This is a genomic window from Streptomyces roseicoloratus (assembly GCF_004117935.1).
GTDB lineage: Bacteria > Actinomycetota > Actinomycetes > Streptomycetales > Streptomycetaceae > Streptomyces > Streptomyces roseicoloratus.
This window is the reverse complement of record NZ_SDOY01000176.1, coordinates 11,770-32,132: the sequence shown is the minus strand read 5'-3', so window position 1 is coordinate 32,132 and position 20,363 is coordinate 11,770. Positions and strand designations below refer to the sequence as shown.

The following is a 20,363-nucleotide window of genomic DNA, read 5'->3' as shown; positions in this document are numbered from 1 at the left end:
CTCGGTCGACTTGAGCAGGTCGTTCCAGGAGGCTTCGAACTTGTCGACGCCTTCGTTTTCGAGGAGTTGGACGACGTCGTCGTAGGAGATGCCGAGGGCGGCGATGTCGTCGAGGAGGGAGCGGGCTTCGTCGTAGGTGCCGTGGATGGTGTCGCCGGTGACCTCGCCGTGGTCGGCGGTGGCTTCCAGGGTGGCTTCGGGCATGGTGTTGACGGTGCCGGGGGCAACGAGGTCGACGACGTAGAGGGTGTCCTTGTAGGCGGGGTCCTTGACGCCGGTGGAGGCCCACAGCGGGCGCTGCTTGTTCGCCTGGGCCTTGTCCAGAGCACTCCAGCGGTCGGTGGAGAAGACCTCTTCGTAGGCCTGGTAGGCCAGGCGGGCGTTGGCGAGGGCGGCCTTGCCCTTGAGGGCCTTGGCCTCGTCGGTGTCCAGGGCGTCGAGGCGCTTGTCGATCTCGGTGTCCACGCGGGAGACGAAGAACGACGCCACCGAGTGGATCTTCGACAGGTCCAGGCCGCGTTCGCGGGCCTTTTCCAGGCCGGCGAGGTAGGCGTCCATGACGGCGCGGTAGCGCTCGAGGGAGAAGATCAGCGTGACGTTGACGCTGATGCCCAGGCCGATGACCTCGGTGATCGCCGGCAGGCCCGCCCGGGTGGCCGGGATCTTGATGAGGGTGTTGGGGCGGTCGACCAGCCAGGCCAGCTGCTTGGCCTCGGCGATGGTGGCGGCCGTGTCGTGCGCCAGACGGGGGTCGACCTCGATGGAGACCCGGCCGTCCTGGCCCTGCGTCGCGTCGAAGACCGGACGCAGGATGTCGGCGGCGTCCCTCACGTCCGCCGTCGTGATCATGCGGATGGCCTCGTCCACGGTCACCTTGCGGGCGGCGAGGTCGGCGAGCTGCTGCTCGTAGCCGTCACCGTGGCTGATGGCCTTCTGGAAGATGGACGGGTTCGTGGTCACGCCCACGACGTGGCTCTGGTCGATGAGCTCGGCCAGGTTGCCGGACGTGATCCGCTTGCGCGAAAGGTCGTCCAGCCAGATCGCGACGCCTTCGTCGGAGAGGCGCTTGAGAGCGTCTGTCATGAGAATTGCATCTCCATAGAGTCGTACGTATGCGCGCGTATGGGCGTCAGCGCGCGGAGGCGTCCAGGGATTCCCGGGCAGCGGCGACCACGGCCTCGGGAGTGAAACCGAACTCGCGGAAGAGGACCTTGGCGTCCGCGGAAGCACCGAAGTGCTCCAAAGAGACGATCCGGCCCGCATCCCCGACATACCGGTGCCAGGTCAGAGCGATACCGGCCTCCACCGCCACCCGCGCCTTCACCGACGGCGGCAGGACACCGTCCTTGTAGTCCTGGTCCTGCTCCTCGAACCACTCCACCGACGGCATCGACACCACACGAGTGGGCACACCCCGGGCTTGCAGCCGCTCACGGGCCTCCACGGCCAGGTGCACCTCGGAACCCGTCGCGATCAGCACCACCTGCGGCTCACCGCCCTCGGCGTCGAACAGCACATAGCCACCCCGGGCCGCGTCCTCGTTCGGCGCATAGGTCTGCACACCCTGACGGGTCAGCGCCAGACCCACCGGCCGGCCCTCGCCGTAGACCTTGGTGTGCCGGCGCATGATCTCGCGCCAGGCGATCGCCGTCTCGTTCGCATCAGCCGGACGGACCACCGCCAGACCCGGGATCGCGCGCAGCGAGGCCAGGTGCTCCACCGGCTGATGAGTCGGACCGTCCTCACCCAGACCGATCGAGTCATGCGTCCACACATAGGTGACCGGCAGGTGCATCAGCGCGGACAGCCGCACCGCGTTGCGCATGTAATCGGAGAACACCAGGAACGTGCCACCGTAGATGCGGGTATTGCCGTGCAGCGCGATGCCGTTCATCTCCGCGGCCATCGCGTGCTCACGGATACCGAAATGAATCGTCCGCCCGTACGGGTCCGCCTCCGGCAGCGGGTTGCCCTCGGGCAGGAACGAGGAACCCTTGTCGATCGTGGTGTTGTTCGAACCCGCCAGGTCCGCCGAACCACCCCACAGCTCCGGGATCACCGCACCCAGCGCCTGCAGCACCTTGCCCGACGCCGCACGCGTCGCCACACCCTTACCCGCCTCGAACACCGGGATCCTCGCCTCCCAGCCCTCGGGCAGCTCGTTGGCCTGGATCCGGTCGAACTCCGCCGCCCGCTCCGGATTCGCCGTGCGCCACTCCGCCAGCGACTTCTCCCACGCGGCACGCGCCTCACGGCCCCGCTCACCCAACGCGCGGGTATGGGCGATGACCTCACCGGCAACCTCGAAAGACCGCTCCGGATCGAAGCCCAGCACCCGCTTGGTGGCCGCGACCTCCTCCTCACCCAGGGCCGAGCCGTGCGCGGCCTCGGTGTTCTGCGCGTTCGGCGCCGGCCACGCGATGATCGAACGCATCGCGATGAACGACGGCCGCTCGGTCTCCGCCTCGGCAGCCCGGATCGCCGCGAACAGGGCGGCCGGGTCGAGGTCGCCGTTGGCCTGCGGCTCGACGCGCTGGACATGCCAGCCATACGCCTCGTACCGCTTCACCGTGTCCTCGGACACGGCCGTCTCGGTGTCACCCTCGATCGAAATGTGGTTGTCGTCCCACAACAGGATCAGATTCCCGAGCTTCTGGTGACCCGCCAGCGACGACGCCTCCGCGGAAATACCCTCCTGCAGACACCCGTCACCCGCGATCACGTACACGTGATGATCGAACGGAGAAGCGCCCCGCGGGGCCTCCGGATCGAACAGACCACGCTCGAAGCGGGCCGCCATCGCCATGCCCACCGCGTTCGCCACACCCTGGCCGAGCGGACCCGTCGTCGTCTCCACACCGGCCGTGTGCCCGTACTCCGGATGCCCCGGAGTCTTCGAACCCCACGTACGGAACGACTTCAGATCATCCAGCTCCAGACCGAAGCCACCCAGATAAAGCTGGGTGTACAGGGTCAGGGACGAGTGACCGGCGGAGAGAACGAACCGGTCACGGCCCACCCACTCCGGGTCGGCCGGATCATGCCGCATCACCTTCTGGAAAAGCGTGTACGCAGCAGGCGCCAGGCTCATCGCCGTACCGGGATGGCCATTGCCGACCTTCTGAACGGCGTCGGCAGCCAGGATGCGGGCGGTGTCCACGGCCCGCTGGTCCAGATCGGTCCACTCGAGGTCTGTGGTCGTCGGCTTAGTGCTCACCCTGAGTCAGGGCTCCTCTCCGCATGTCTGTAGCCGGTGACTGAGGGTGTCCCGGCGGTGTCGAGCCTACCCCCGAAAAACGCCCCTCTTTTCGGGCCCACGCCCCTCAAATGAGCGCACAGAGCAAGACTGCCGCCGCCCGTGGCACTTCGCCTCCCGAGCCGGTCCGCGGCGCGTGTCCACCCCTTGGGACGCGGCGGGGAAGGCGACGGGAAACGCGACCGGGACACACCCCCGGATCCGACCGGGACGAACCCGGGAGCGCGACCGGAACGGACCGCGGGGCGCGTCCTCGGGTGAGGCCCGCCAACACGACCCCACCCCCGCGAAGATCGGCGTATGGGCAACGTCTAGAGTGGCGTGGTACGCGCAAGTCTTCACCCCGTCTTCATCCGGGGAGCTTGCTGGGATTTCTCTGTCAGGGGTGTGCGTGACGGCCGTCGAGTCCCGACCCGCAGGGGTCGTCTTGACTCCCAGCCCGGGGGGCCATCGGCCGTTCGGGGCCCGCGTCAAGGCATTCGTGGCGCTGACCAAGCCGCGGATCATCGAGCTGCTGCTCATCACCACCGTGCCGGTGATGTTCCTGGCCGAGCAGGGCGTGCCCGACCTGTGGCTGGTCCTCGCCACCTGCTTCGGCGGCTACCTGTCCGCCGGCGGCGCCAACGCGCTCAACATGTACATCGACCGTGACATCGACGCGCTGATGGACCGCACGTCCCAGCGCCCGCTCGTCACCGGCATGGTCTCGCCGCGCGAGGGCCTGGTCTTCGGCCTCACCCTCGCCGTCGTCTCCACCCTCTGGTTCGGCCTGCTGGTCAACTGGCTGTCCGCCTGGCTCTCCCTCGGCGCGCTGCTCTTCTACGTCGTCGTCTACACGATGATCCTCAAGCGGCGCACCGCGCAGAACATCGTCTGGGGCGGCATCGCCGGCTGCATGCCGGTGCTCATCGGCTGGTCGTCGGTCACCGACTCGATGTCCTGGGCCGCCGTCGTCCTCTTCATGGTCATCTTCTTCTGGACGCCGCCGCACTACTGGCCGCTGTCGATGAAGGTGAAGGAGGACTACGCGCGCGTGGGCGTGCCCATGCTCCCCGTGCTCGCCTCCAACAAGGTCGTCGCGAAGCAGATCGTGATCTACAGCTGGGTCATGGTGGCGGTCTCCCTGCTGCTCACCCCGCTCGGCTACACCGGCTGGTTCTACACCGCCGTGGCGCTGCTCACCGGCGGCTGGTGGCTGTGGGAGGCACACGCGCTCCTGAACCGCGCCAAGAGCGAGGTGACCGGTGCGAAGCTCAAGGAGATGCGCCTGTTCCACTGGTCCATCACCTACGTCTCGCTGCTCTTCGTGGCGGTCGCCGTGGACCCGTTCCTGCGCTGACGCCCCTCTTCGGAAACCTCCCGGCAGACGGCCGGGGCGCGTGGCCCACGCCACGTGCCCCGGCCGTCGCCACGTGATCTACCCCCGAGTAGCATCCTTGGCATGGCAGAAACGAAGCAGGCGGACACCGCGGTCGCGGACAAGGGCGCCGACAAGGGCGCGGAGCGCAAGGCGGCCAAGCTCGCCAAGGAGATCAAGGCGTTCTCCGCCCGGCACGGCGGCGCCGAGGGCCAGATCGCCCACATCGGCCAGGCGGGCACCCGCATCGTCCTCGTCGGCACGGACGGCGGCTGGGGCGACCTGGTGGCCCCGACCTACGCGGTCGCCGAGGCGGCCGCCGAGAAGGCCGGTCTCACGCTGCACGAGGAGTTCGACGGCGACTTCGCCGCCAAGGTCGTCACCGGCCCGTACGAGTGGACCCGCATGGCCGGCATCCAGCTCGGCGGCCCGGCCAACGCCTGAGGCTCCCCTGGCCAACGCCTGAGGCTCACCCGGCGAACGCCCGAGGGGCAGCATTACGCCGCTCGGGGCGGCCCGGCTCGGCCCGCTGCCCCGGCCCGGCCCGCCGTCCGGATCGGGCGGCTCGTGGCCGCCGGGGCCGCGGAGGCGACAACCTCGCGCGGGCTTCACCCGTTAGGAGGGTGAAGCCCGTCCGACGTGGGAGCCCCGGAATGATCGACACGCCGAGCCTGGTCGACCACTACTGCCACGGGGTGCTCCGCACGGAGCTGGGCCTCGGCACCTTCGAGCGTCATCTCGCCCCCGGCTCGGCCCCGCCCGCCACGGGCACCACCTTCTTCGACACGCAGACCGGCTTCGCGGTACGCCGCTGGTGCCCGCCGCTGCTGGGCCTGGAAGCGCACTGCCCGCCCGCCCGCTATCTCGCCCGGCGCCGTGAGCTCGGCGTCCTGGAGACCGGGCGGCGGCTGCTGCGGGCCTCCGGCATTGCCGCGTACCTCGTCGACACCGGGCCGTCCGGCGACCTCACCGGACCCGCCGAGCTGGGCGCCACCGGAGACGCCGCCGCGCACGAGATCGTGCGGCTCGAACTCCTCGCCCGGCAGGTCGCCGACACCTCCGGCACCGTCGACGGCTTCCTGGCCAATCTCGCCGAAGCCGTCCACGGGGCCGCGGCGTGCGCCGTCGCCTTCACCTCGGTCGCCGGGGTGCGCGGCGGGCTCGCCGCCGTGCCCGAGCCGCCCGGACCCGGCGAGGTGCGCGGCGCGGCGGGCCGCTGGCTGGCCCGGCGGGCGGCCGGCGGGGCCGTCGACGACCCGGTGCTGCTGCGCCATCTGCTGTGGGTCGCGGTCGGCACCGGCCGACCGCTCCAGCTGCACGTCGGCGACCGTGATCCCGGCGCGCTCGCCGGCTTCGCCGCCGCCACGAGCGGGCTCGGCACCGATCTCGTGCTGCTGCACGCGTACCCGCACCACCGTCACGCGGCGCGGCTCGCCGCCGACTTCCCGCACGTCCACGCCGACCTGGGCCCGGTCGTCGCGCGCACCGGCGCGCGGGCCGCGGCCGTGCTCGCGGAGTTCCTGGAGCTGGCGCCCTTCGGCAAGCTGCTCTTCTCCAGCCGCGCCCGCGGCCTGCCCGAACTGCACGTGGTGGCCGCCAGCGTCTTCCGCGGCGCCCTGGCCCGGGTACTCGGCGAGTGGGTCGCCGACGGCGCCTGGTCCCGTACGGACGCGCGACGCGTCGCCGGCCTGCTGGCCGAGGGCAACGCGCGCCGGGTGTACGGGCTGGGCGCGGCGGCCTGACGGGCTCGGGGAACCCGCGCCGACTGTCGGCCCTCGAACCAGCTGTCGGACCGGTGGCCTGTCGGACCGGTGGCCTGTCGGGCCGGTGGTCCCGCGGCCGGTGGGACCGTCAGGCCTTCGCGAGCTCGGCGTCGGCCTGGGCCGGGATCTCCGGGACGGTCACGGGGCGCTCGCGCAGGCTCAGGGCGAGTCGCAGGACCGCGATCCACATCAGCGAGGAGCCGAGCATGTGGGCGGCGACCAGGAACTCCGGCACTCCGGTGAAGTACTGGACGTAGCCGATGCCGCCCTGCAGCACGAGCACGATCAGCAGGTCGCGGGCGCGGGCCCGGGTGTCGTCGGGCGCGTCGACCACGCGGAGGACCAGCCACATCGCGAGTGCGAGGGCGCAGACCACCCAGGCGGCGATGGCGTGGGCGTGGGCGGCGTTCGTCCAGTCCCACGGCATGCGCGGTACGTCGCTGCTGTCACCGGCGTGCTTGCCGGAGCCGGTGACCGTCGTACCGAGCACGATCAGCAGCCCGGAGGTGAGCACGATCGCCCAGGACAGCCTGCGCACCGGGCGCGGGACGCGCGGCTTCGGCGCGGTGTCGCCCTCGCCGGCGCGGTGCCAGGTGACGACGGCCACCGTCAGGAGCGAGTTCGCGGCCAGGAAGTGCCCCGCCACGGTCCACGGGTTGAGGCCCATCCAGACAGTGATGCCGCCGATGACGGCGTTGCTCATCACGATCCAGAACTGCGTCCAGGCGAGCCGGGAGAGCCCGCGGCGGCGCGGCTTGACCGAGCGCGCGGCGATGATCGCCCAGCCGACGGCCGCCGACAGGACGTACGTCAGCATGCGGTTGCCGAACTCGATGTAACCGCGGTAGCCCTGCTCGGGCGTGACGATCAGGCTGTCCTCGGTGCACTTGGGCCACGTGTCGCAGCCGAGTCCGGAACCGGTCAGCCGGACCGCGCCGCCGGTGACGATGATGAGCACGCTCATCACGACGGCGGACAGCGCGGCGCGCCGGAGGGCCCGCGGTGACGGGGTCCAGCGCCGGGCGATGAAGGCGAGGGGGGTCTGCACGGGCCCCATCGTAGGACGGGGCTTGTGCACGCTTTCACGAGGGGGTGGTTACGGGGCGAGTCACCCCGAAACGTCACCGCGCGACCACGGTCCGGCGCCGCGGCGCCCACCTGGCGGCACGCCCCCGACGACCCCCGCGTCCCGCCCGCGACGTCGGCGTCGCGCCGCCGGGCGCCTCGCTCCCGGCGGCGGAAGACGCGTCACTCCCAGCGGAAGAAGCGGGCCGCCGCGCCGAGTCCCAGGACCGCCCAGACGGCCAGGATCAGGGCGTCGCCCCACGGCATCCCGGCGCCGCCCTGCAGGACGTCGCGCAGTCCGTCCGACAGCGCGGAGATCGGCAGCAGCGCCAGCACGTCGCCGGCCGCGCCGAACTTCTCCAGCGGCACGATCACCCCGCCGCCGACCAGCAGCAGCAGGAACACCAGGTTCGCGGCGGCCAGCGTGGCCTCCGCCTTCAGGGTGCCCGCCATCAGCAGACCGAGCCCGGAGAAGGCGGCGGTGCCGAGGACGAGCAGCGCGAGCACGGCGAGCGGGTTGCCCTGCGGCGACCAGCCGAGCGCCAGCGCGATCACCGTCAGGAGCACCACCTGGAGCACCTCGGTGACGAGCACCGACAGCGTCTTGGCGGTCATCAGCGCCCAGCGGGGCAGCGGCGAGGCGCCGAGCCGCTTGAGCACCCCGTAACGGCGCTCGAAGCCGGTCGCGATGGCCTGGCCGGTGAAGGCGGTGGACATCACGGCGAGCGCGAGCACGCCCGGCGCGAGGAAGTCGACCGCCTCGCCCGCGCCGGTGTCGACGACGTCCACCGTCGAGAACAGCACCAGCAGCAGGGACGGGATGATCACCGTGAGCAGCAGCTGTTCGCCGTTGCGCAGCAGCATCCGCGTCTCGAGCGCGGTCTGCGCGGCGATCATCCGCCCGACGGGCGCGGCCCCCGGCCTCGGCGCGTACGCACCCGTGCCCGTGCCGTCCGTGCCCAGGGTCCCGTTGGTGCTCACGAGTGCAGCTCCTTGCCGGTCGGCTCCAGGCCGTGCTTGCCCGGGGGGCGACCCCCGGACTCCCGGCAGATCTCGGTGTGGCCCGGGTTCATGACCTCAGCTCCCTGCCGGTCAGCTCAAGAAAGACGTCCTCGAGGGTGTGGCGTTCGACCGAGATGCGGTCGGGCATCACCCCGTGCTGGGCGCACCAGCTGGTGACGGTGGCCAGCAGCTGGGGGCCGACCTCGCCGCTGATCCGGTAGGTGCCGGGCAGCGGTTCGGCCGCGGAGCTGCCGTCGGGCAGGGCCTTGAGCAGCGAGCCGAGGTCGAGCCCGGGTCGGCCGGTGAAGCGCAGGGTGTTCTCGGCGCCGCCCCGGCACAGTTCCTCGGGGCTGCCCTGGGCGACGACCCGGCCGGCGTCGACGATGGCGACGTCGTCGGCGAGTTCCTCCGCCTCGTTCATGAAGTGGGTGGTCAGCACGACCGTCACGCCGTCGGCGCGCAGCTCGCGGACCAGGTCCCAGGTGGCGCGGCGGGCCTGCGGGTCGAGGCCGGCGGTCGGCTCGTCGAGGAAGACCAGCTCGGGGCGGCCCACGACGGCCATGGCGAGCGAGAGCCGCTGCTGCTGGCCGCCGGAGAGCCGCCGGTACGTGGTCCGGCCGCAGGAGCCGAGGCCGAGGCGTTCGACGAGGGCGTCCACGTCCAGCGGGTGGGCGTGCAGCTTCGCCATGTGGCGGAGCATCTCGTCGGCGCGGGCGCCGGAGTAGACGCCGCCGGACTGGAGCATCACGCCGATCCGGGGCCGGAGGGCGCCCGCGTCGGCGACCGGGTCGAGGCCGAGGACCCGGACGGTGCCGGCGTCCGGCCTCCGGTAGCCCTCGCAGCTCTCGATCGTGGTGGTCTTGCCGGCGCCGTTGGGCCCGAGGACGGCGGTGACGGTGCCGGACCCGACGTCGAGGTCGAGGCCGTCGACGGCGGTCTTCGTCCCGTACCGCTTGACCAGGCCCCGGACCCGGACCACGGACTCGACGGACTCGTTTCGCATGCCGGGAAGTCTAGGCAGGCGCGCGCGGTGCTCGGGCGCGGGGCCGGGGGAACCGGCCGGATCGGCCGGGTGCAGTGCCCGGTTCGCCGGGTGAACGGTCCGGATCCGGGCAGGATCGCGGTATGCCGCTGTTCGTCGGCACCTCCGGGTGGCAGTACCGGGACTGGCGGGGCGTGCTCTACGCCGAGGACGTGCCCCAGCGGCTCTGGCTGGAGGAGTACGCCCGGACGTTCGCGGTCGTCGAGAACAACAACGCCTTCTACCGGCTGCCCGAGAAGCGCACCTTCGCCGACTGGCGGGAGCGGACGCCGGAGGGCTTCGTCATGGCGGTGAAGGCCAGCCGCTACCTCACCCACATCAAGCGGCTCAAGGACCCCGGGGAGCCGGTGGCCCGGCTGATGGGCCGCGCGGAGGCGCTGGGCGACCGGCTGGGACCCGTACTGCTCCAGCTGCCGCCGACGCTCCGGGCGGACGCCGGGCTGCTCGACGCGGCGCTGGCCCGCTTCCCGGAGGGGACGCGGGTGGCGGTCGAGCCGCGGCACGAGTCGTGGTGGACGGAGGAGATCTCCGGCGTCCTCCGGGAGCGGGGTGCGGCGCTGTGCTGGGCGGACCGCGGTTCGCGTCCGGTGACACCGCTGTGGCGGACGGCGGACTGGGGCTATCTGCGGCTGCACGAGGGCCGGGCCCGGCCCCACCCGTCGTACGGCCGGGGGGCGCTGGTGAGCTGGGCGGAGCGACTGGCCGGTGTCTGGCCGGACCGGGCGGACGTGTACGTCTTCTTCAACAACGATCCGGGCGGCGCGGCGGTCCGCAACGCGGAAACTTTTCTCCGGGTGGCGGAGTCGCGCGGCCGGTCGGTGCGGGTGCCGTTAGGGCGTCGCGATCGGGCGGAAACCGCTGGTCACGGGTGGCGTGATTCGTCCTACGAATGATCGTTTCCGCAGGTCAGGTAAGCCTTACCTGCGTGACGTACGGCACCGTCGTGCGCGCCGACCTCGCTTGTCAGTCGCCGATTAATTACGCAACAATGGCGTTGTGAAAAACGTCGGTGAGGCTCCCACGGAGGAACTCGCGACCGGTGAGCGATCCACGCGCAACCGGGTCGCGCGCTCCATCCTGGACCACGGTCCCTCGACCGTCGCCGATCTCGCCGAGCGGCTCGGCCTCACCCAGGCCGCCGTCCGCCGGCACCTCGACTCGCTCGTCACCGACAACGTGGTGGAAGCGCGCGAGAAGCGGGTCTACGGCACCCGCACCCGTGGCCGGCCCGCCAAGGTCTTCGCACTGACCGACTGCGGCCGGGACGCCTTCGACCAGTCGTACGACGCACTGGCCGTCGAGGCGCTGCGCTGGATCGAGCGGAACGCCGGGGGAGAGGCGGCCGTCGCCGCCTTCGCCCGCGACCGCGTCGAGGCCCAGGCCGAGGCGTACCGGGCGGCCGTCGAGTCCGCCGACCCGGACCAGCGCACCGAGGCCCTCGCCAAGGCGCTGACCGCCGACGGGTACGCTGCCACCGCGCGTCACGCGCCGGTCGGCGAGCAGCTCTGCCAGCACCACTGCCCGGTCGCCCACGTCGCCGAGCAGTATCCGCAGCTGTGCGAGGCGGAGACGGAGATCTTCTCCCGCCTCCTGGGAACGCACGTCCAGCGTCTGGCCACCATCGCGCATGGTGACGGCGTCTGCACCACGTTCATCCCGCACGGCGCCCCACAGACCACTCCATCCACAGCATCCGCAAGCACGGCCGGGAGGAACCCCGCATGACCACCGAGATCAGCCACCCCGAGCTCGAGGGCCTGGGTCGGTACGAGTACGGCTGGGCCGACTCGGACGCGGCGGGTGCCGCCGCCAAGCGAGGTCTCTCCGAGGACGTCGTCCGCGACATCTCCGCGAAGAAGAACGAGCCCGAGTGGATGCTGAAGCTGCGCCTCAAGGGTCTGCGCCTCTTCGACAAGAAGCCCATGCCGACCTGGGGCTCCGACCTGTCCGGCATCGACTTCGACAACATCAAGTACTTCGTGCGGTCCACCGAGAAGCAGGCCGAGTCCTGGGAGGACCTGCCGGAGGACATCAAGAACACGTACGACAAGCTCGGCATCCCGGAGGCGGAGAAGCAGCGCCTCGTCGCCGGTGTCGCCGCCCAGTACGAGTCCGAGGTCGTCTACCACCAGATCCGCGAGGACCTGGAGGAGCAGGGTGTCGTCTTCGTCGACACCGACACCGCGCTGAAGGAGCACGAGGAGCTCTTCAAGGAGTACTTCGGCACCGTCATCCCGGTCGGCGACAACAAGTTCGCCTCCCTGAACACCGCCGTGTGGTCGGGCGGCTCCTTCATCTACGTGCCGAAGGGCGTGCACGTCGAGATCCCGCTCCAGGCCTACTTCCGCATCAACACGGAGAACATGGGCCAGTTCGAGCGGACGCTGATCATCGTCGACGAGGACGCCTACGTCCACTACGTCGAGGGCTGCACCGCCCCGATCTACTCCTCGGACTCGCTGCACAGCGCCGTGGTCGAGATCATCGTGAAGAAGGGCGGCCGCTGCCGCTACACGACCATCCAGAACTGGTCGAACAACGTCTACAACCTGGTGACCAAGCGCGCCGTCGCCTACGAGGGCGCCACCATGGAGTGGGTCGACGGCAACATCGGCTCCAAGGTCACCATGAAGTACCCGGCCGTCTACCTGATGGGCGAGCACGCCAAGGGCGAGACCCTGTCCATCGCCTTCGCCGGCGAGGGCCAGCACCAGGACGCCGGCGCCAAGATGGTCCACATGGCCCCGAACACCTCCTCCAACATCGTCTCCAAGTCGGTGGCGCGAGGCGGCGGCCGCACCTCCTACCGCGGTCTCATCGAGATCGGCGAGGGTGCCCCGGGCGCCAAGTCGAACGTCCTGTGCGACGCGCTGCTCGTCGACACGATCTCCCGCTCGGACACGTACCCCTACGTGGACGTCCGCGAGGACGACGTCTCCATGGGCCACGAGGCCACCGTCTCCAAGGTCTCCGAGGACCAGCTCTTCTACCTGATGAGCCGCGGCCTCACCGAGTTCGAGGCGATGGCCATGATCGTCCGCGGCTTCGTCGAGCCCATCGCGAAGGAGCTGCCGATGGAGTACGCGCTGGAGCTCAACCGGCTGATCGAGCTGCAGATGGAAGGCGCGGTCGGCTGAGGCCGGCAGGCCCCCGCCCCGCACCCCACGCAGCGACCGATTTTCTTTACGCAGGAAGAGAGCAAGACGACAGCCATGGCTGAGGCTCAGCAGAACATCCCGGCGGGCTCCACCACCGCCGGCTCGATCGCGGTGGCCGCCGAGTCCACCGTCGCCACGCGCATGAGCGCCCCGCCGTCCTTCGACGTCGCGGACTTCCCCGTCCCGCACGGCCGTGAGGAGGAGTGGCGCTTCACTCCGCTCGAGCGGCTGCGCGGCCTGCACGACGGCACCGCCGTCGCCACCGGCGAGGGCGTCCGCGTGGAGATCGAGGCCCCCGAGGGCGTCACCGTGGAGACCGTGGGCCGTGACGACGCGCGCCTCGGCAAGGCCGGCACGCCGGTCGACCGGGTCGCCGCCCAGGCGTACACCTCCTTCGAGAAGGCCTCGGTCGTCACCGTCGCCAAGGAGGCCGTGCTCACCGAGCCGGTCCGCATCACCGTGCACGGCGAGGGCGGCGTCGCCTTCGGCCACCAGGTGATCGAGCTCGGCGCCTTCGCCGAGGCCGTGGTCGTCCTCGACCACACCGGCGACGCGGTGCTCGCCGCCAACGTCGACTACGTGCTCGGCGACGGCGCCAAGCTCACCGTCGTCTCCGTCCAGGACTGGGACGAGAAGGCCGTCCACGTCGCCCAGCACAACGCGCTGGTCGGCCGCGACGCCTCCTTCAAGTCCGTCGTGGTCACCTTCGGCGGCGACGTCGTCCGCATCCACCCGCGCGTGACGTACGCGGCCCCCGGCGGCGAGGCCGAGCTCTTCGGCCTCTACTTCACCGACGCCGGCCAGCACCAGGAGCACCGCCTCCTGGTCACCCACAACGTCCCGCACTGCAAGTCCAACGTGGCCTACAAGGGCGCGCTGCAGGGCCAGGACGCCCACGCGGTCTGGATCGGCGACGTCCTCATCGAGGCCAAGGCCGAGGGCACCGACACCTACGAGCTCAACCGCAACCTCGTCCTCACCGACGGCGCCCGGGTCGACTCCGTGCCGAACCTGGAGATCGAGACCGGCGAGATCGCCGGCGCCGGCCACGCCTCCGCCACCGGCCGCTTCGACGACGAGCAGCTCTTCTACCTGATGGCCCGCGGCATCCCGGAGGCCGAGGCCCGCCGCCTCGTCGTCCGCGGCTTCTTCGCCGAACTGGTCCAGCAGATCGGTCTGCCGGACGTCGAGGAGCGCCTGATCGCCAAGATCGAGGCCGAGCTGGAGGCGTCCGTCTGATGGCCTTCGTCCGCGCCTGTGCGCTGAGCGAGCTGGAGGAGGACACCCCGAAGCGGGTGGAACTCGACGGCACGCCGGTGTCCCTCGTCCGGACCGAGGGCGAGGTGTTCGCGATCCACGACATCTGCTCGCACGCCAACGTCTCCCTCTCGGAGGGCGAGGTCGAGGACTGCCAGATCGAGTGCTGGCTGCACGGATCCGCGTTCGACCTCCGCACCGGCAAGCCGTCCGGTCTCCCCGCGACGCGCCCCGTCCCCGTATACCCCGTAAAGATCGAAGGGGACGATGTGCTCGTCTCCGTCACCCAGGAGTCCTGAGTCACCCATGGCAACGCTTGAAATCCACGACCTGCACGTCTCCGTCGAGGCCGAGAACGGTCCGCGTGAGATCCTCAAGGGTGTCGACCTGACCATCAAGCAGGGCGAGACCCACGCCGTCATGGGCCCCAACGGCTCCGGCAAGTCGACCCTGGCGTACTCGCTGGCCGGCCACCCGAAGTACACGATCACCGGCGGCACCGTCACCCTCGACGGCGAGGACGTCCTGGAGATGTCGGTCGACGAGCGCGCCCGCGCCGGCGTGTTCCTGGCCATGCAGTACCCGGTCGAGGTCCCCGGCGTCTCGGTCTCCAACTTCCTGCGCACCTCCGCCACCGCCGTCCGCGGCGAGGCGCCCAAGCTGCGCACCTGGGTGAAGGAGGTCAAGGAGGCCATGGAGAAGCTCCAGATGGACCCGGCCTTCGCCGAGCGCAACGTCAACGAGGGCTTCTCCGGCGGTGAGAAGAAGCGCCACGAGATCCTCCAGCTCGAGCTGCTCAAGCCCAAGATCGCGATCCTCGACGAGACCGACTCCGGCCTCGACGTCGACGCCCTTCGCATCGTCTCCGAGGGCGTCAACCGCGTCCGCGAGACCGGCGAGGTCGGCACCCTGCTGATCACCCACTACACGCGCATCCTGCGCTACATCAAGCCCGACTTCGTGCACGTCTTCGCGAACGGCCGCATCGTCGAGTCCGGTGGCGCCGAGCTCGCCGACCAGCTGGAGAACGAGGGCTACGACAAGTACGTGAAGGGTGGCGCATCCGCGTGACTTCCGCCCATCAGGGGCTGACCGGCCTCCTCGACACCGAGGCGATCCGCAAGGACTTCCCGCTCCTGGATCGCGTGGTCCACGACGGCAAGAAGATCGTGTACCTGGACTCCGCGGCCACCTCGCAGAAGCCGCGCCAGGTCCTCGACGCGCTCAACGCCTACTACGAGCGGCACAACGCGAACGTCCACCGCGGCGTCTACACGGTCGCCGAGGAGGCCACCGCGCTGTACGAGGGCGCCCGCGACAAGGTCGCCGCCTTCATCAACGCGCCGAGCCGCGACGAGGTGATCTTCACCAAGAACGCCTCCGAGTCGCTCAACCTCGTGGCCAACATGCTGGGCTGGGCCGACGAGCCCTACCGCGTGGACCACGAGACCGAGATCGCCATCACGGAGATGGAGCACCACTCCAACATCGTGCCGTGGCAGCTGCTCGCGCAGCGCACGGGCGCGAAGCTGAAGTGGTTCGGCCTCACCGACGACGGCCGTCTCGACCTCTCGAACATCGAGGAGGTCATCACCGAGAAGACGAAGATCGTCTCCTTCACCCTGGTGTCGAACCTGCTCGGCACGTTCAACCCGGTGGAGACGATCATCCGTCGCGCCCAGGAGGTCGGTGCGCTCGTCTGCATCGACGCCTCCCAGGCGGCCCCGCACATGGTCGTCGACGTGCAGGCCCTGCAGGCCGACTTCGTGGCCTTCACCGGCCACAAGATGTGCGGCCCGACCGGCATCGGCGTGCTGTGGGGACGGCAGGAGCTCCTGGAGGACCTGCCGCCCTTCCTCGGCGGCGGCGAGATGATCGAGACCGTCTCGATGCACTCCTCCACCTACGCGCCGGCTCCGCACAAGTTCGAGGCGGGTACGCCCCCGATCGCCCAGGCCGTCGGCCTCGGCGCGGCCGTGGACTACCTGTCGGCGATCGGCATGGAGAACATCGCGCGCCACGAGCACGCGATCACCGAGTACGCCGTCCGCCGCCTCCAGGAGGTGCCGGACCTGCGGATCATCGGCCCCACCACGGCTGAGGACCGCGGCGCCGCGATCTCCTTCACGCTCGGCGACATCCACCCGCACGACGTGGGCCAGGTCCTCGACGAGCAGGGCATCGCCGTCCGCGTCGGCCACCACTGCGCGCGCCCGGTCTGCCTGCGCTACGGAATTCCCGCGACCACGCGAGCGTCGTTCTATCTGTACTCCACTCCGGCCGAGGTCGACGCCCTGGTCGAGGGACTGGAGCACGTACGGAACTTCTTCGGCTAGGGGACGGCTCGTGAAGCTGGATTCGATGTACCAGGACGTCATCCTGGACCACTACAAGCACCCGCACGGCCGGGGCTTGCGGCCCGGCGACGCCGAGGTGCACCACGTCAACCCGACCTGTGGTGACGAGATCACGCTCCGCGTGAAGTACGACGGCTCGCGGATCGAGGACGTGTCGTACGAGGGCCAGGGCTGCTCCATCAGCCAGGCCTCGGCGTCCGTGCTCAACGAGCTGCTCGTCGGCAAGGAGCTGGCCGAGGCGCAGAAGATCCAGGGCACCTTCCTGGAGCTGATGCAGTCCAAGGGCCAGATCGAGCCGGACGACGCGATGGAGGAGATCCTGGAGGACGCGGTCGCGTTCGCCGGTGTCTCGAAGTACCCGGCCCGGGTGAAGTGCGCGCTGCTCAGCTGGATGGCGTGGAAGGACGCGACCGCCCAGGTCCTGGGCGGGGACGACCAGAAGTCTGTGAGGAAGTCGGCATGACCGAGAACGCGACCGAGAACGCCGAGGCGGCCACGATGAAGCCGGCCTCCGAGGAAGAGATCCGCGAGGCGCTGTACGACGTCGTCGACCCCGAGCTGGGCATCGACGTGGTCAACCTCGGCCTGATCTACGGCATCCACGTCGACGACTCCAACGTCGCGACGCTGGACATGACCCTGACGTCGGCGGCCTGTCCGCTGACCGACGTGATCGAGGACCAGGCGAAGGCCGCCACCGACGGCATCGTCAACGAGCTGAAGATCAACTGGGTCTGGATGCCGCCGTGGGGTCCGGACAAGATCACGGACGACGGCCGCGAGCAGCTGCGCGCGCTGGGCTTCAACGTCTGATCCGACGGACCCGACGGACGTCAGACCCGACGGACGTGACCTCGTCCTGACGGCACGGACACACGGAAGGGCCGCACCCCTCGGGGTGCGGCCCTTCCGTGTGCCTGTTCTCGGTGCGGCGTGACTGCCTGGTGCGGCGCGGCCTCTCAGTGCGGCGCGGCAGCCGTCTGGGCCAGGCTCTGGCCCAGGTTCTCCCTGCGGATGCGCTGGTCGATGTACAGGAGTCCGGAGACCAGCGGCAGGAACGGGGCGAAGACCGCCTGGGTGATCAGCTGGGCGACGGTGACCAGCACCACCACGCCGCCGAAGACGCCGAGCACGTCGCTCGGCGTGGGGTTGTCCCCCGGGGAGTACGCGGACACGGGCACCATGCCGACGAAGGAGATGATCTGCTGGATCACGACGCTGACCACACCCACCATCAGGCCGATGAGCAGCGTGATGCCGAAGATCCGCCACCAGGAGCCGCGGACCAGGGCCGACGAGCGGCGCAGCGAACCCACCGGGCCCTGCCGCTCGATCACGGCGGCCGTCGTGGCCAGGCTGAACTTCACCCACAGCCAGACGGAGAGCGGCAGGGTCGCGAAGGTGAGCAGGAAGAACAGCAGCCCGGTCACGGCCAGGCCCGCGCTGTCGTGGTCCGAACCGCTCGCCGCGTCGGCGAGGTCCGTGATCAGGGCCACGAACAGGAAGGCGGCGCCGACGAAGACGAGCACCATCGGCAGGATCATGGCCAGCGTCGACAGGACCACCGAGCCGATCACGGAGCCCACGCGCGACCAGGCGCGGCGCCACAGGGCGCCGAAGCCGATGCGCCGGCCGAGGACGGCCTCCTGGAGCACCACCGGGACGCTCGCCGCGGCGAGGCCGTTGAAGACGACCCAGCCGGCCACCGAGGCCAGCCACGCGAGGCCGAACGCGACGATCAGCGGCTGCACGTCGGCGAACTCGGGGGACTGGCCGGAGGGCATGCCGGCCAGCCGGTCCACGTCGTCGCCGACGGCGAGGAAGGCCGCGGTGAAGGCTCCGGCCATGACCACGGCCGCGCCGGTGTACGCGATCAGCGTCATGCCGACGAGCTGCTTCCAGTAGCGCCCGTACGTGCTGAAGACGCCCGTCAGGACGTCGCCGAGGCCCAGTGGGGCCAGGGGTATCACGCCGGGCTTCGGCGGCGGTGGGGCATAGCCGTACCCGTACCCGTACCCGTGTCCGTACGGCCCCGAGGGATATGTCATGCGCACACCGTAACCGGTGCCGTTGTGTACGGGCGTACGCATCCCTGTGTACCGTCGTCCCCATGGGATACGGACTGCTCGCGGGGGCCATCGCGGCCGAGATCGTCGCCACCACCTCCATGAAGTACAGCGACGGCTTCTCCCGGCTCGTCCCCTCGCTGATCACCGGCGCCGGATACCTGCTCGCCTTCGCGCTGCTCGCCAAGGCGCTCAGGACCCTCGAGATCGGCACCGCCTACGCCATCTGGTCCGGGATCGGCACCGCGGCCGTCGCCGCCATCGGCGCCGTCTTCCTCGGCGAGTCCATGACCCCCGCCAAGATCGCCGGGATCGTCCTGATCATCGCCGGCGTCACCGTCCTCAACCTCGGCGGCGCGCACTGATGACCCCCGCCGCCGCGAGCCCCCGGCGCCGGCGCCACGACCCCGGCCGGCGCGAGCGGATCGTCGACGCCGCCCTCCGGGTCGTCGGACGCGACGGCATCGCCGGACTGAGCCACCGCACCGTCGCCGCCGAGGCCGACGTGCCGCTCGGCTCCACCACGTACCACTTCGCCTCCCTCGACGAACTCCTCGTCGCCGCCCTGCGCAAGGCGAACGACAACCTCGGCCGCGCCCTGCGCGGGAGCCCCGGGCTCACCGACCCCGGCACCGACCTCGCGGGCGTCCTCGCCCGCCTCCTGGGCGCCTGGCTCGGCGGTGGACGCGACGGCGTGGAGCTGGAGTACGAGCTCTACCTCGCCGCCCTGCGCCGTCCCGCGCTGCGGCCCGTCGCCGCCGAGTGGGCCGAGGACGTCGGCGCCGTGCTCGCCGCGCGCACCGACCCGGTCACCGCCCGCGGCGTCGTCGCCCTGATGGACGGCGTCTGCCTCCAGGTCCTGCTCACCGGCGGCCGCTACGACGAGGAGTACGTCCGCGAGATGCTCGCCCGGCTCCTGAACGAAGGCACGGAACCGCGGGCCGCGGGCTCGTCCGAACCGCCAGGGGAGCGGACCGGTACCTGAGACCGGTTGGCCCGCGAAGGGGCCCGCCCGTTAGGTTTTCCGTCATGACCACTGCTCCTCGCACCACCGGCGCCGTCGCCGCCGGCCTCGCCACCATCGCCGGCGACGGCACCGTTCTCGACACCTGGTTCCCCGCCCCCGAGCTGACCGACGCCCCCGGCCCCGCCGGCACCGAGCGCCTCGACGCCGACGCGGCCGCGAGCGCCCTCGGCGAGGGCGCCGCCAAGGCCCTCGGCGTGGACGCCCGCCGTGGTGTCGAGGTGGTCGCCGTGCGCACCGTCATCGCCTCCCTCGACGACAAGCCGCTCGACGCCCACGACGCGTACCTGCGCCTGCACCTGCTCAGCCACCGTCTGGTCCGGCCGCACGGCCAGAGCCTGGACGGCGTCTTCGGTCTGCTCGCCAACGTCGCCTGGACCTCGCTCGGTCCGGTCGCCGTCGACGACATCGAGAAGGTGCGGCTCAACGCCCGCGCCGAGGGTCTGCACCTCCAGGTGACCTCGATCGACAAGTTCCCGCGCATGACGGACTACGTCGTGCCCGCCGGCGTCCGCATCGCCGACGCCGACCGGGTCCGCCTCGGCGCGCACCTCGCCGCCGGCACCACGGTCATGCACGAGGGCTTCGTCAACTTCAACGCCGGCACGCTGGGCACCTCCATGGTCGAGGGCCGCATCTCCGCCGGTGTCGTCGTCGGCGACGGCTCCGACATCGGCGGCGGCGCCTCCACCATGGGCACCCTGTCCGGCGGCGGCAACGTGATCATCTCCATCGGCGAGCGCTGCCTGATCGGCGCCGAGGCGGGCGTCGGCATCGCGCTCGGCGACGAGTGCGTCGTCGAGGCCGGTCTGTACGTCACCGCGGGCACCCGGGTCACCATGCCCGACGGCGAGGTCGTCAAGGCCCGTGACCTCTCCGGCGCCGACAACGTCCTGTTCCGCCGCAACTCGGTCACCGGCGCCGTCGAGGCCCGCCCGAACAACGCGGTCTGGGGCGGCCTCAACGAGATCCTGCACAGCCACAACTGAGCCCGTACCACCGCACACGCCGGACGG

21 protein-coding genes are annotated in these 20,363 nt (G+C 70.8%); 15 read left to right on the top strand and 6 right to left on the bottom strand.

The annotated features are described in order from the left end of the window. The coding region (gene tal, locus ESG85_RS33245; RefSeq protein ID WP_128980799.1) for a transaldolase at positions 1 to 1,083 on the bottom strand (1,083 nt) is incomplete at its 3' end. A gap of 46 nt (positions 1,084 to 1,129) precedes the next feature. Next, positions 1,130 to 3,217, bottom strand: a complete 2,088-nt coding sequence (tkt, locus tag ESG85_RS33240) for a transketolase (protein ID WP_128977694.1) — start codon at positions 3,215 to 3,217, stop codon at positions 1,130 to 1,132. A 424-nt stretch (positions 3,218 to 3,641) separates the two neighbouring features. Between tkt and ESG85_RS33235 the strand changes: the two genes are divergently transcribed. From ESG85_RS33235 to ESG85_RS33225, 3 genes are all read left to right on the top strand, one after another. Beyond that, positions 3,642 to 4,595 (top strand): heme o synthase, encoded by a 954-nt coding sequence (locus tag ESG85_RS33235; protein WP_128984902.1) that lies wholly within the window; start codon positions 3,642 to 3,644, stop codon positions 4,593 to 4,595. 102 nt (positions 4,596 to 4,697) lie between these two features. After that, the gene (locus ESG85_RS33230; protein WP_128984901.1) at positions 4,698 to 5,057 is read left to right on the top strand and encodes a hypothetical protein; all 360 of its coding nucleotides are present in this window, start codon (positions 4,698 to 4,700) and stop codon (positions 5,055 to 5,057) included. Between the two features lie 209 nt (positions 5,058 to 5,266). Continuing rightward, positions 5,267 to 6,355: an amidohydrolase family protein gene (locus ESG85_RS33225; protein ID WP_128984900.1), complete on the top strand. Its 1,089-nt coding sequence runs from the start codon at positions 5,267 to 5,269 to the stop codon at positions 6,353 to 6,355. A 109-nt stretch (positions 6,356 to 6,464) separates the two neighbouring features. On the opposite strand, the gene ESG85_RS33220 is transcribed toward ESG85_RS33225, so the two are convergent. From ESG85_RS33220 to ESG85_RS33210, 3 genes are all read right to left on the bottom strand, one after another. Continuing rightward, positions 6,465 to 7,433, bottom strand: a complete 969-nt coding sequence (locus tag ESG85_RS33220; RefSeq protein WP_128984899.1) for a COX15/CtaA family protein — start codon at positions 7,431 to 7,433, stop codon at positions 6,465 to 6,467. A gap of 191 nt (positions 7,434 to 7,624) precedes the next feature. Beyond that, complete coding sequence (locus ESG85_RS33215; protein ID WP_246095527.1) at positions 7,625 to 8,338, bottom strand: ABC transporter permease; 714 nt, start codon at positions 8,336 to 8,338, stop codon at positions 7,625 to 7,627. Between the two features lie 172 nt (positions 8,339 to 8,510). Then, a complete protein-coding gene (locus tag ESG85_RS33210; protein ID WP_128984897.1) occupies positions 8,511 to 9,446 on the bottom strand; it encodes an ABC transporter ATP-binding protein in 936 nt (311 codons plus the stop codon). 122 nt (positions 9,447 to 9,568) lie between these two features. On the opposite strand from ESG85_RS33210, the gene ESG85_RS33205 reads away from it, so the two are divergent. From ESG85_RS33205 to ESG85_RS33165, 9 genes are all read left to right on the top strand, one after another. Continuing rightward, complete coding sequence (locus ESG85_RS33205) at positions 9,569 to 10,378, top strand: DUF72 domain-containing protein (protein ID WP_128984896.1); 810 nt, start codon at positions 9,569 to 9,571, stop codon at positions 10,376 to 10,378. Between the two features lie 103 nt (positions 10,379 to 10,481). Next, a complete protein-coding gene (locus ESG85_RS33200) occupies positions 10,482 to 11,210 on the top strand; it encodes a helix-turn-helix transcriptional regulator (RefSeq protein WP_128984895.1) in 729 nt (242 codons plus the stop codon). Next, complete coding sequence (gene sufB / locus ESG85_RS33195) at positions 11,207 to 12,622, top strand: Fe-S cluster assembly protein SufB (protein ID WP_128984894.1); 1,416 nt, start codon at positions 11,207 to 11,209, stop codon at positions 12,620 to 12,622. The genes ESG85_RS33200 and sufB overlap by 4 nt, the downstream gene beginning before the upstream one ends. 75 nt (positions 12,623 to 12,697) lie before the next feature. Next, a complete protein-coding gene (gene sufD, locus ESG85_RS33190; protein WP_128984893.1) occupies positions 12,698 to 13,882 on the top strand; it encodes a Fe-S cluster assembly protein SufD in 1,185 nt (394 codons plus the stop codon). Beyond that, the gene (locus ESG85_RS33185) at positions 13,882 to 14,199 is read left to right on the top strand and encodes a non-heme iron oxygenase ferredoxin subunit (protein WP_128984892.1); all 318 of its coding nucleotides are present in this window, start codon (positions 13,882 to 13,884) and stop codon (positions 14,197 to 14,199) included. Before sufD ends, ESG85_RS33185 begins: the two co-directional genes overlap by 1 nt. A gap of 7 nt (positions 14,200 to 14,206) precedes the next feature. Further along, positions 14,207 to 14,971, top strand: coding sequence for a Fe-S cluster assembly ATPase SufC (gene sufC, locus ESG85_RS33180; RefSeq protein ID WP_128984891.1), 765 nt, complete (start codon positions 14,207 to 14,209; stop codon positions 14,969 to 14,971). Next, complete coding sequence (locus ESG85_RS33175) at positions 14,968 to 16,236, top strand: cysteine desulfurase (RefSeq protein WP_128984890.1); 1,269 nt, start codon at positions 14,968 to 14,970, stop codon at positions 16,234 to 16,236. The genes sufC and ESG85_RS33175 overlap by 4 nt, the downstream gene beginning before the upstream one ends. 10 nt (positions 16,237 to 16,246) lie before the next feature. Beyond that, complete coding sequence (sufU, locus tag ESG85_RS33170) at positions 16,247 to 16,720, top strand: Fe-S cluster assembly sulfur transfer protein SufU (protein WP_128984889.1); 474 nt, start codon at positions 16,247 to 16,249, stop codon at positions 16,718 to 16,720. Continuing rightward, positions 16,717 to 17,070 carry a metal-sulfur cluster assembly factor gene (locus tag ESG85_RS33165; protein ID WP_128984888.1) on the top strand — a complete coding sequence of 118 codons (354 nt, stop codon included), beginning with the start codon at positions 16,717 to 16,719 and terminating at the stop codon, positions 17,068 to 17,070. Before sufU ends, ESG85_RS33165 begins: the two co-directional genes overlap by 4 nt. Before the next feature lie 146 nt (positions 17,071 to 17,216). Here ESG85_RS33165 and ESG85_RS33160 read toward each other — a convergent pair whose 3' ends face one another. Continuing rightward, entirely contained in the window at positions 17,217 to 18,305 is a 1,089-nt protein-coding gene (locus tag ESG85_RS33160; protein ID WP_128984887.1) for a DUF7847 domain-containing protein, read from the bottom strand. Between the two features lie 62 nt (positions 18,306 to 18,367). Between ESG85_RS33160 and ESG85_RS33155 the strand changes: the two genes are divergently transcribed. From ESG85_RS33155 to dapD, 3 genes are read left to right on the top strand one after another with little or no spacing between them, the layout of a single operon-like run. Further along, positions 18,368 to 18,688: a DMT family transporter gene (locus ESG85_RS33155; RefSeq protein WP_128984886.1), complete on the top strand. Its 321-nt coding sequence runs from the start codon at positions 18,368 to 18,370 to the stop codon at positions 18,686 to 18,688. Beyond that, positions 18,688 to 19,308, top strand: coding sequence for a TetR/AcrR family transcriptional regulator (locus ESG85_RS33150; RefSeq protein WP_128984885.1), 621 nt, complete (start codon positions 18,688 to 18,690; stop codon positions 19,306 to 19,308). Before ESG85_RS33155 ends, ESG85_RS33150 begins: the two co-directional genes overlap by 1 nt. A gap of 44 nt (positions 19,309 to 19,352) precedes the next feature. After that, positions 19,353 to 20,336 (top strand): 2,3,4,5-tetrahydropyridine-2,6-dicarboxylate N-succinyltransferase, encoded by a 984-nt coding sequence (dapD, locus tag ESG85_RS33145; RefSeq protein WP_128984884.1) that lies wholly within the window; start codon positions 19,353 to 19,355, stop codon positions 20,334 to 20,336. Positions 20,337 to 20,363: the final 27 nt, after the last annotated feature.

Excerpts from the sequence above, each read along its gene's own strand:
- ESG85_RS33230 (WP_128984901.1), top strand. The coding sequence starts at position 4,698 with ATGGCAGAAACGAAGCAGGCGGACACCGCGGTCGCGGACAAGGGCGCC.
- ESG85_RS33225 (WP_128984900.1), top strand. The coding sequence starts at position 5,267 with ATGATCGACACGCCGAGCCTGGTCGACCACTACTGCCACGGGGTGCTC.
- ESG85_RS33220 (WP_128984899.1), bottom strand. The coding sequence starts at position 7,433 with ATGGGGCCCGTGCAGACCCCCCTCGCCTTCATCGCCCGGCGCTGGACC.
- ESG85_RS33215 (WP_246095527.1), bottom strand. The coding sequence starts at position 8,338 with ATGATCGCCGCGCAGACCGCGCTCGAGACGCGGATGCTGCTGCGCAAC.
- ESG85_RS33210 (WP_128984897.1), bottom strand. The coding sequence starts at position 9,446 with ATGCGAAACGAGTCCGTCGAGTCCGTGGTCCGGGTCCGGGGCCTGGTC.
- ESG85_RS33205 (WP_128984896.1), top strand. The coding sequence starts at position 9,569 with ATGCCGCTGTTCGTCGGCACCTCCGGGTGGCAGTACCGGGACTGGCGG.
- sufB (WP_128984894.1), top strand. The coding sequence starts at position 11,207 with ATGACCACCGAGATCAGCCACCCCGAGCTCGAGGGCCTGGGTCGGTAC.
- sufD (WP_128984893.1), top strand. The coding sequence starts at position 12,698 with ATGGCTGAGGCTCAGCAGAACATCCCGGCGGGCTCCACCACCGCCGGC.
- ESG85_RS33185 (WP_128984892.1), top strand. The coding sequence starts at position 13,882 with ATGGCCTTCGTCCGCGCCTGTGCGCTGAGCGAGCTGGAGGAGGACACC.
- sufC (WP_128984891.1), top strand. The coding sequence starts at position 14,207 with ATGGCAACGCTTGAAATCCACGACCTGCACGTCTCCGTCGAGGCCGAG.
- ESG85_RS33165 (WP_128984888.1), top strand. The coding sequence starts at position 16,717 with ATGACCGAGAACGCGACCGAGAACGCCGAGGCGGCCACGATGAAGCCG.
- ESG85_RS33160 (WP_128984887.1), bottom strand. The coding sequence starts at position 18,305 with ATGACATATCCCTCGGGGCCGTACGGACACGGGTACGGGTACGGGTAC.
- ESG85_RS33155 (WP_128984886.1), top strand. The coding sequence starts at position 18,368 with ATGGGATACGGACTGCTCGCGGGGGCCATCGCGGCCGAGATCGTCGCC.
- ESG85_RS33150 (WP_128984885.1), top strand. The coding sequence starts at position 18,688 with ATGACCCCCGCCGCCGCGAGCCCCCGGCGCCGGCGCCACGACCCCGGC.
- dapD (WP_128984884.1), top strand. The coding sequence starts at position 19,353 with ATGACCACTGCTCCTCGCACCACCGGCGCCGTCGCCGCCGGCCTCGCC.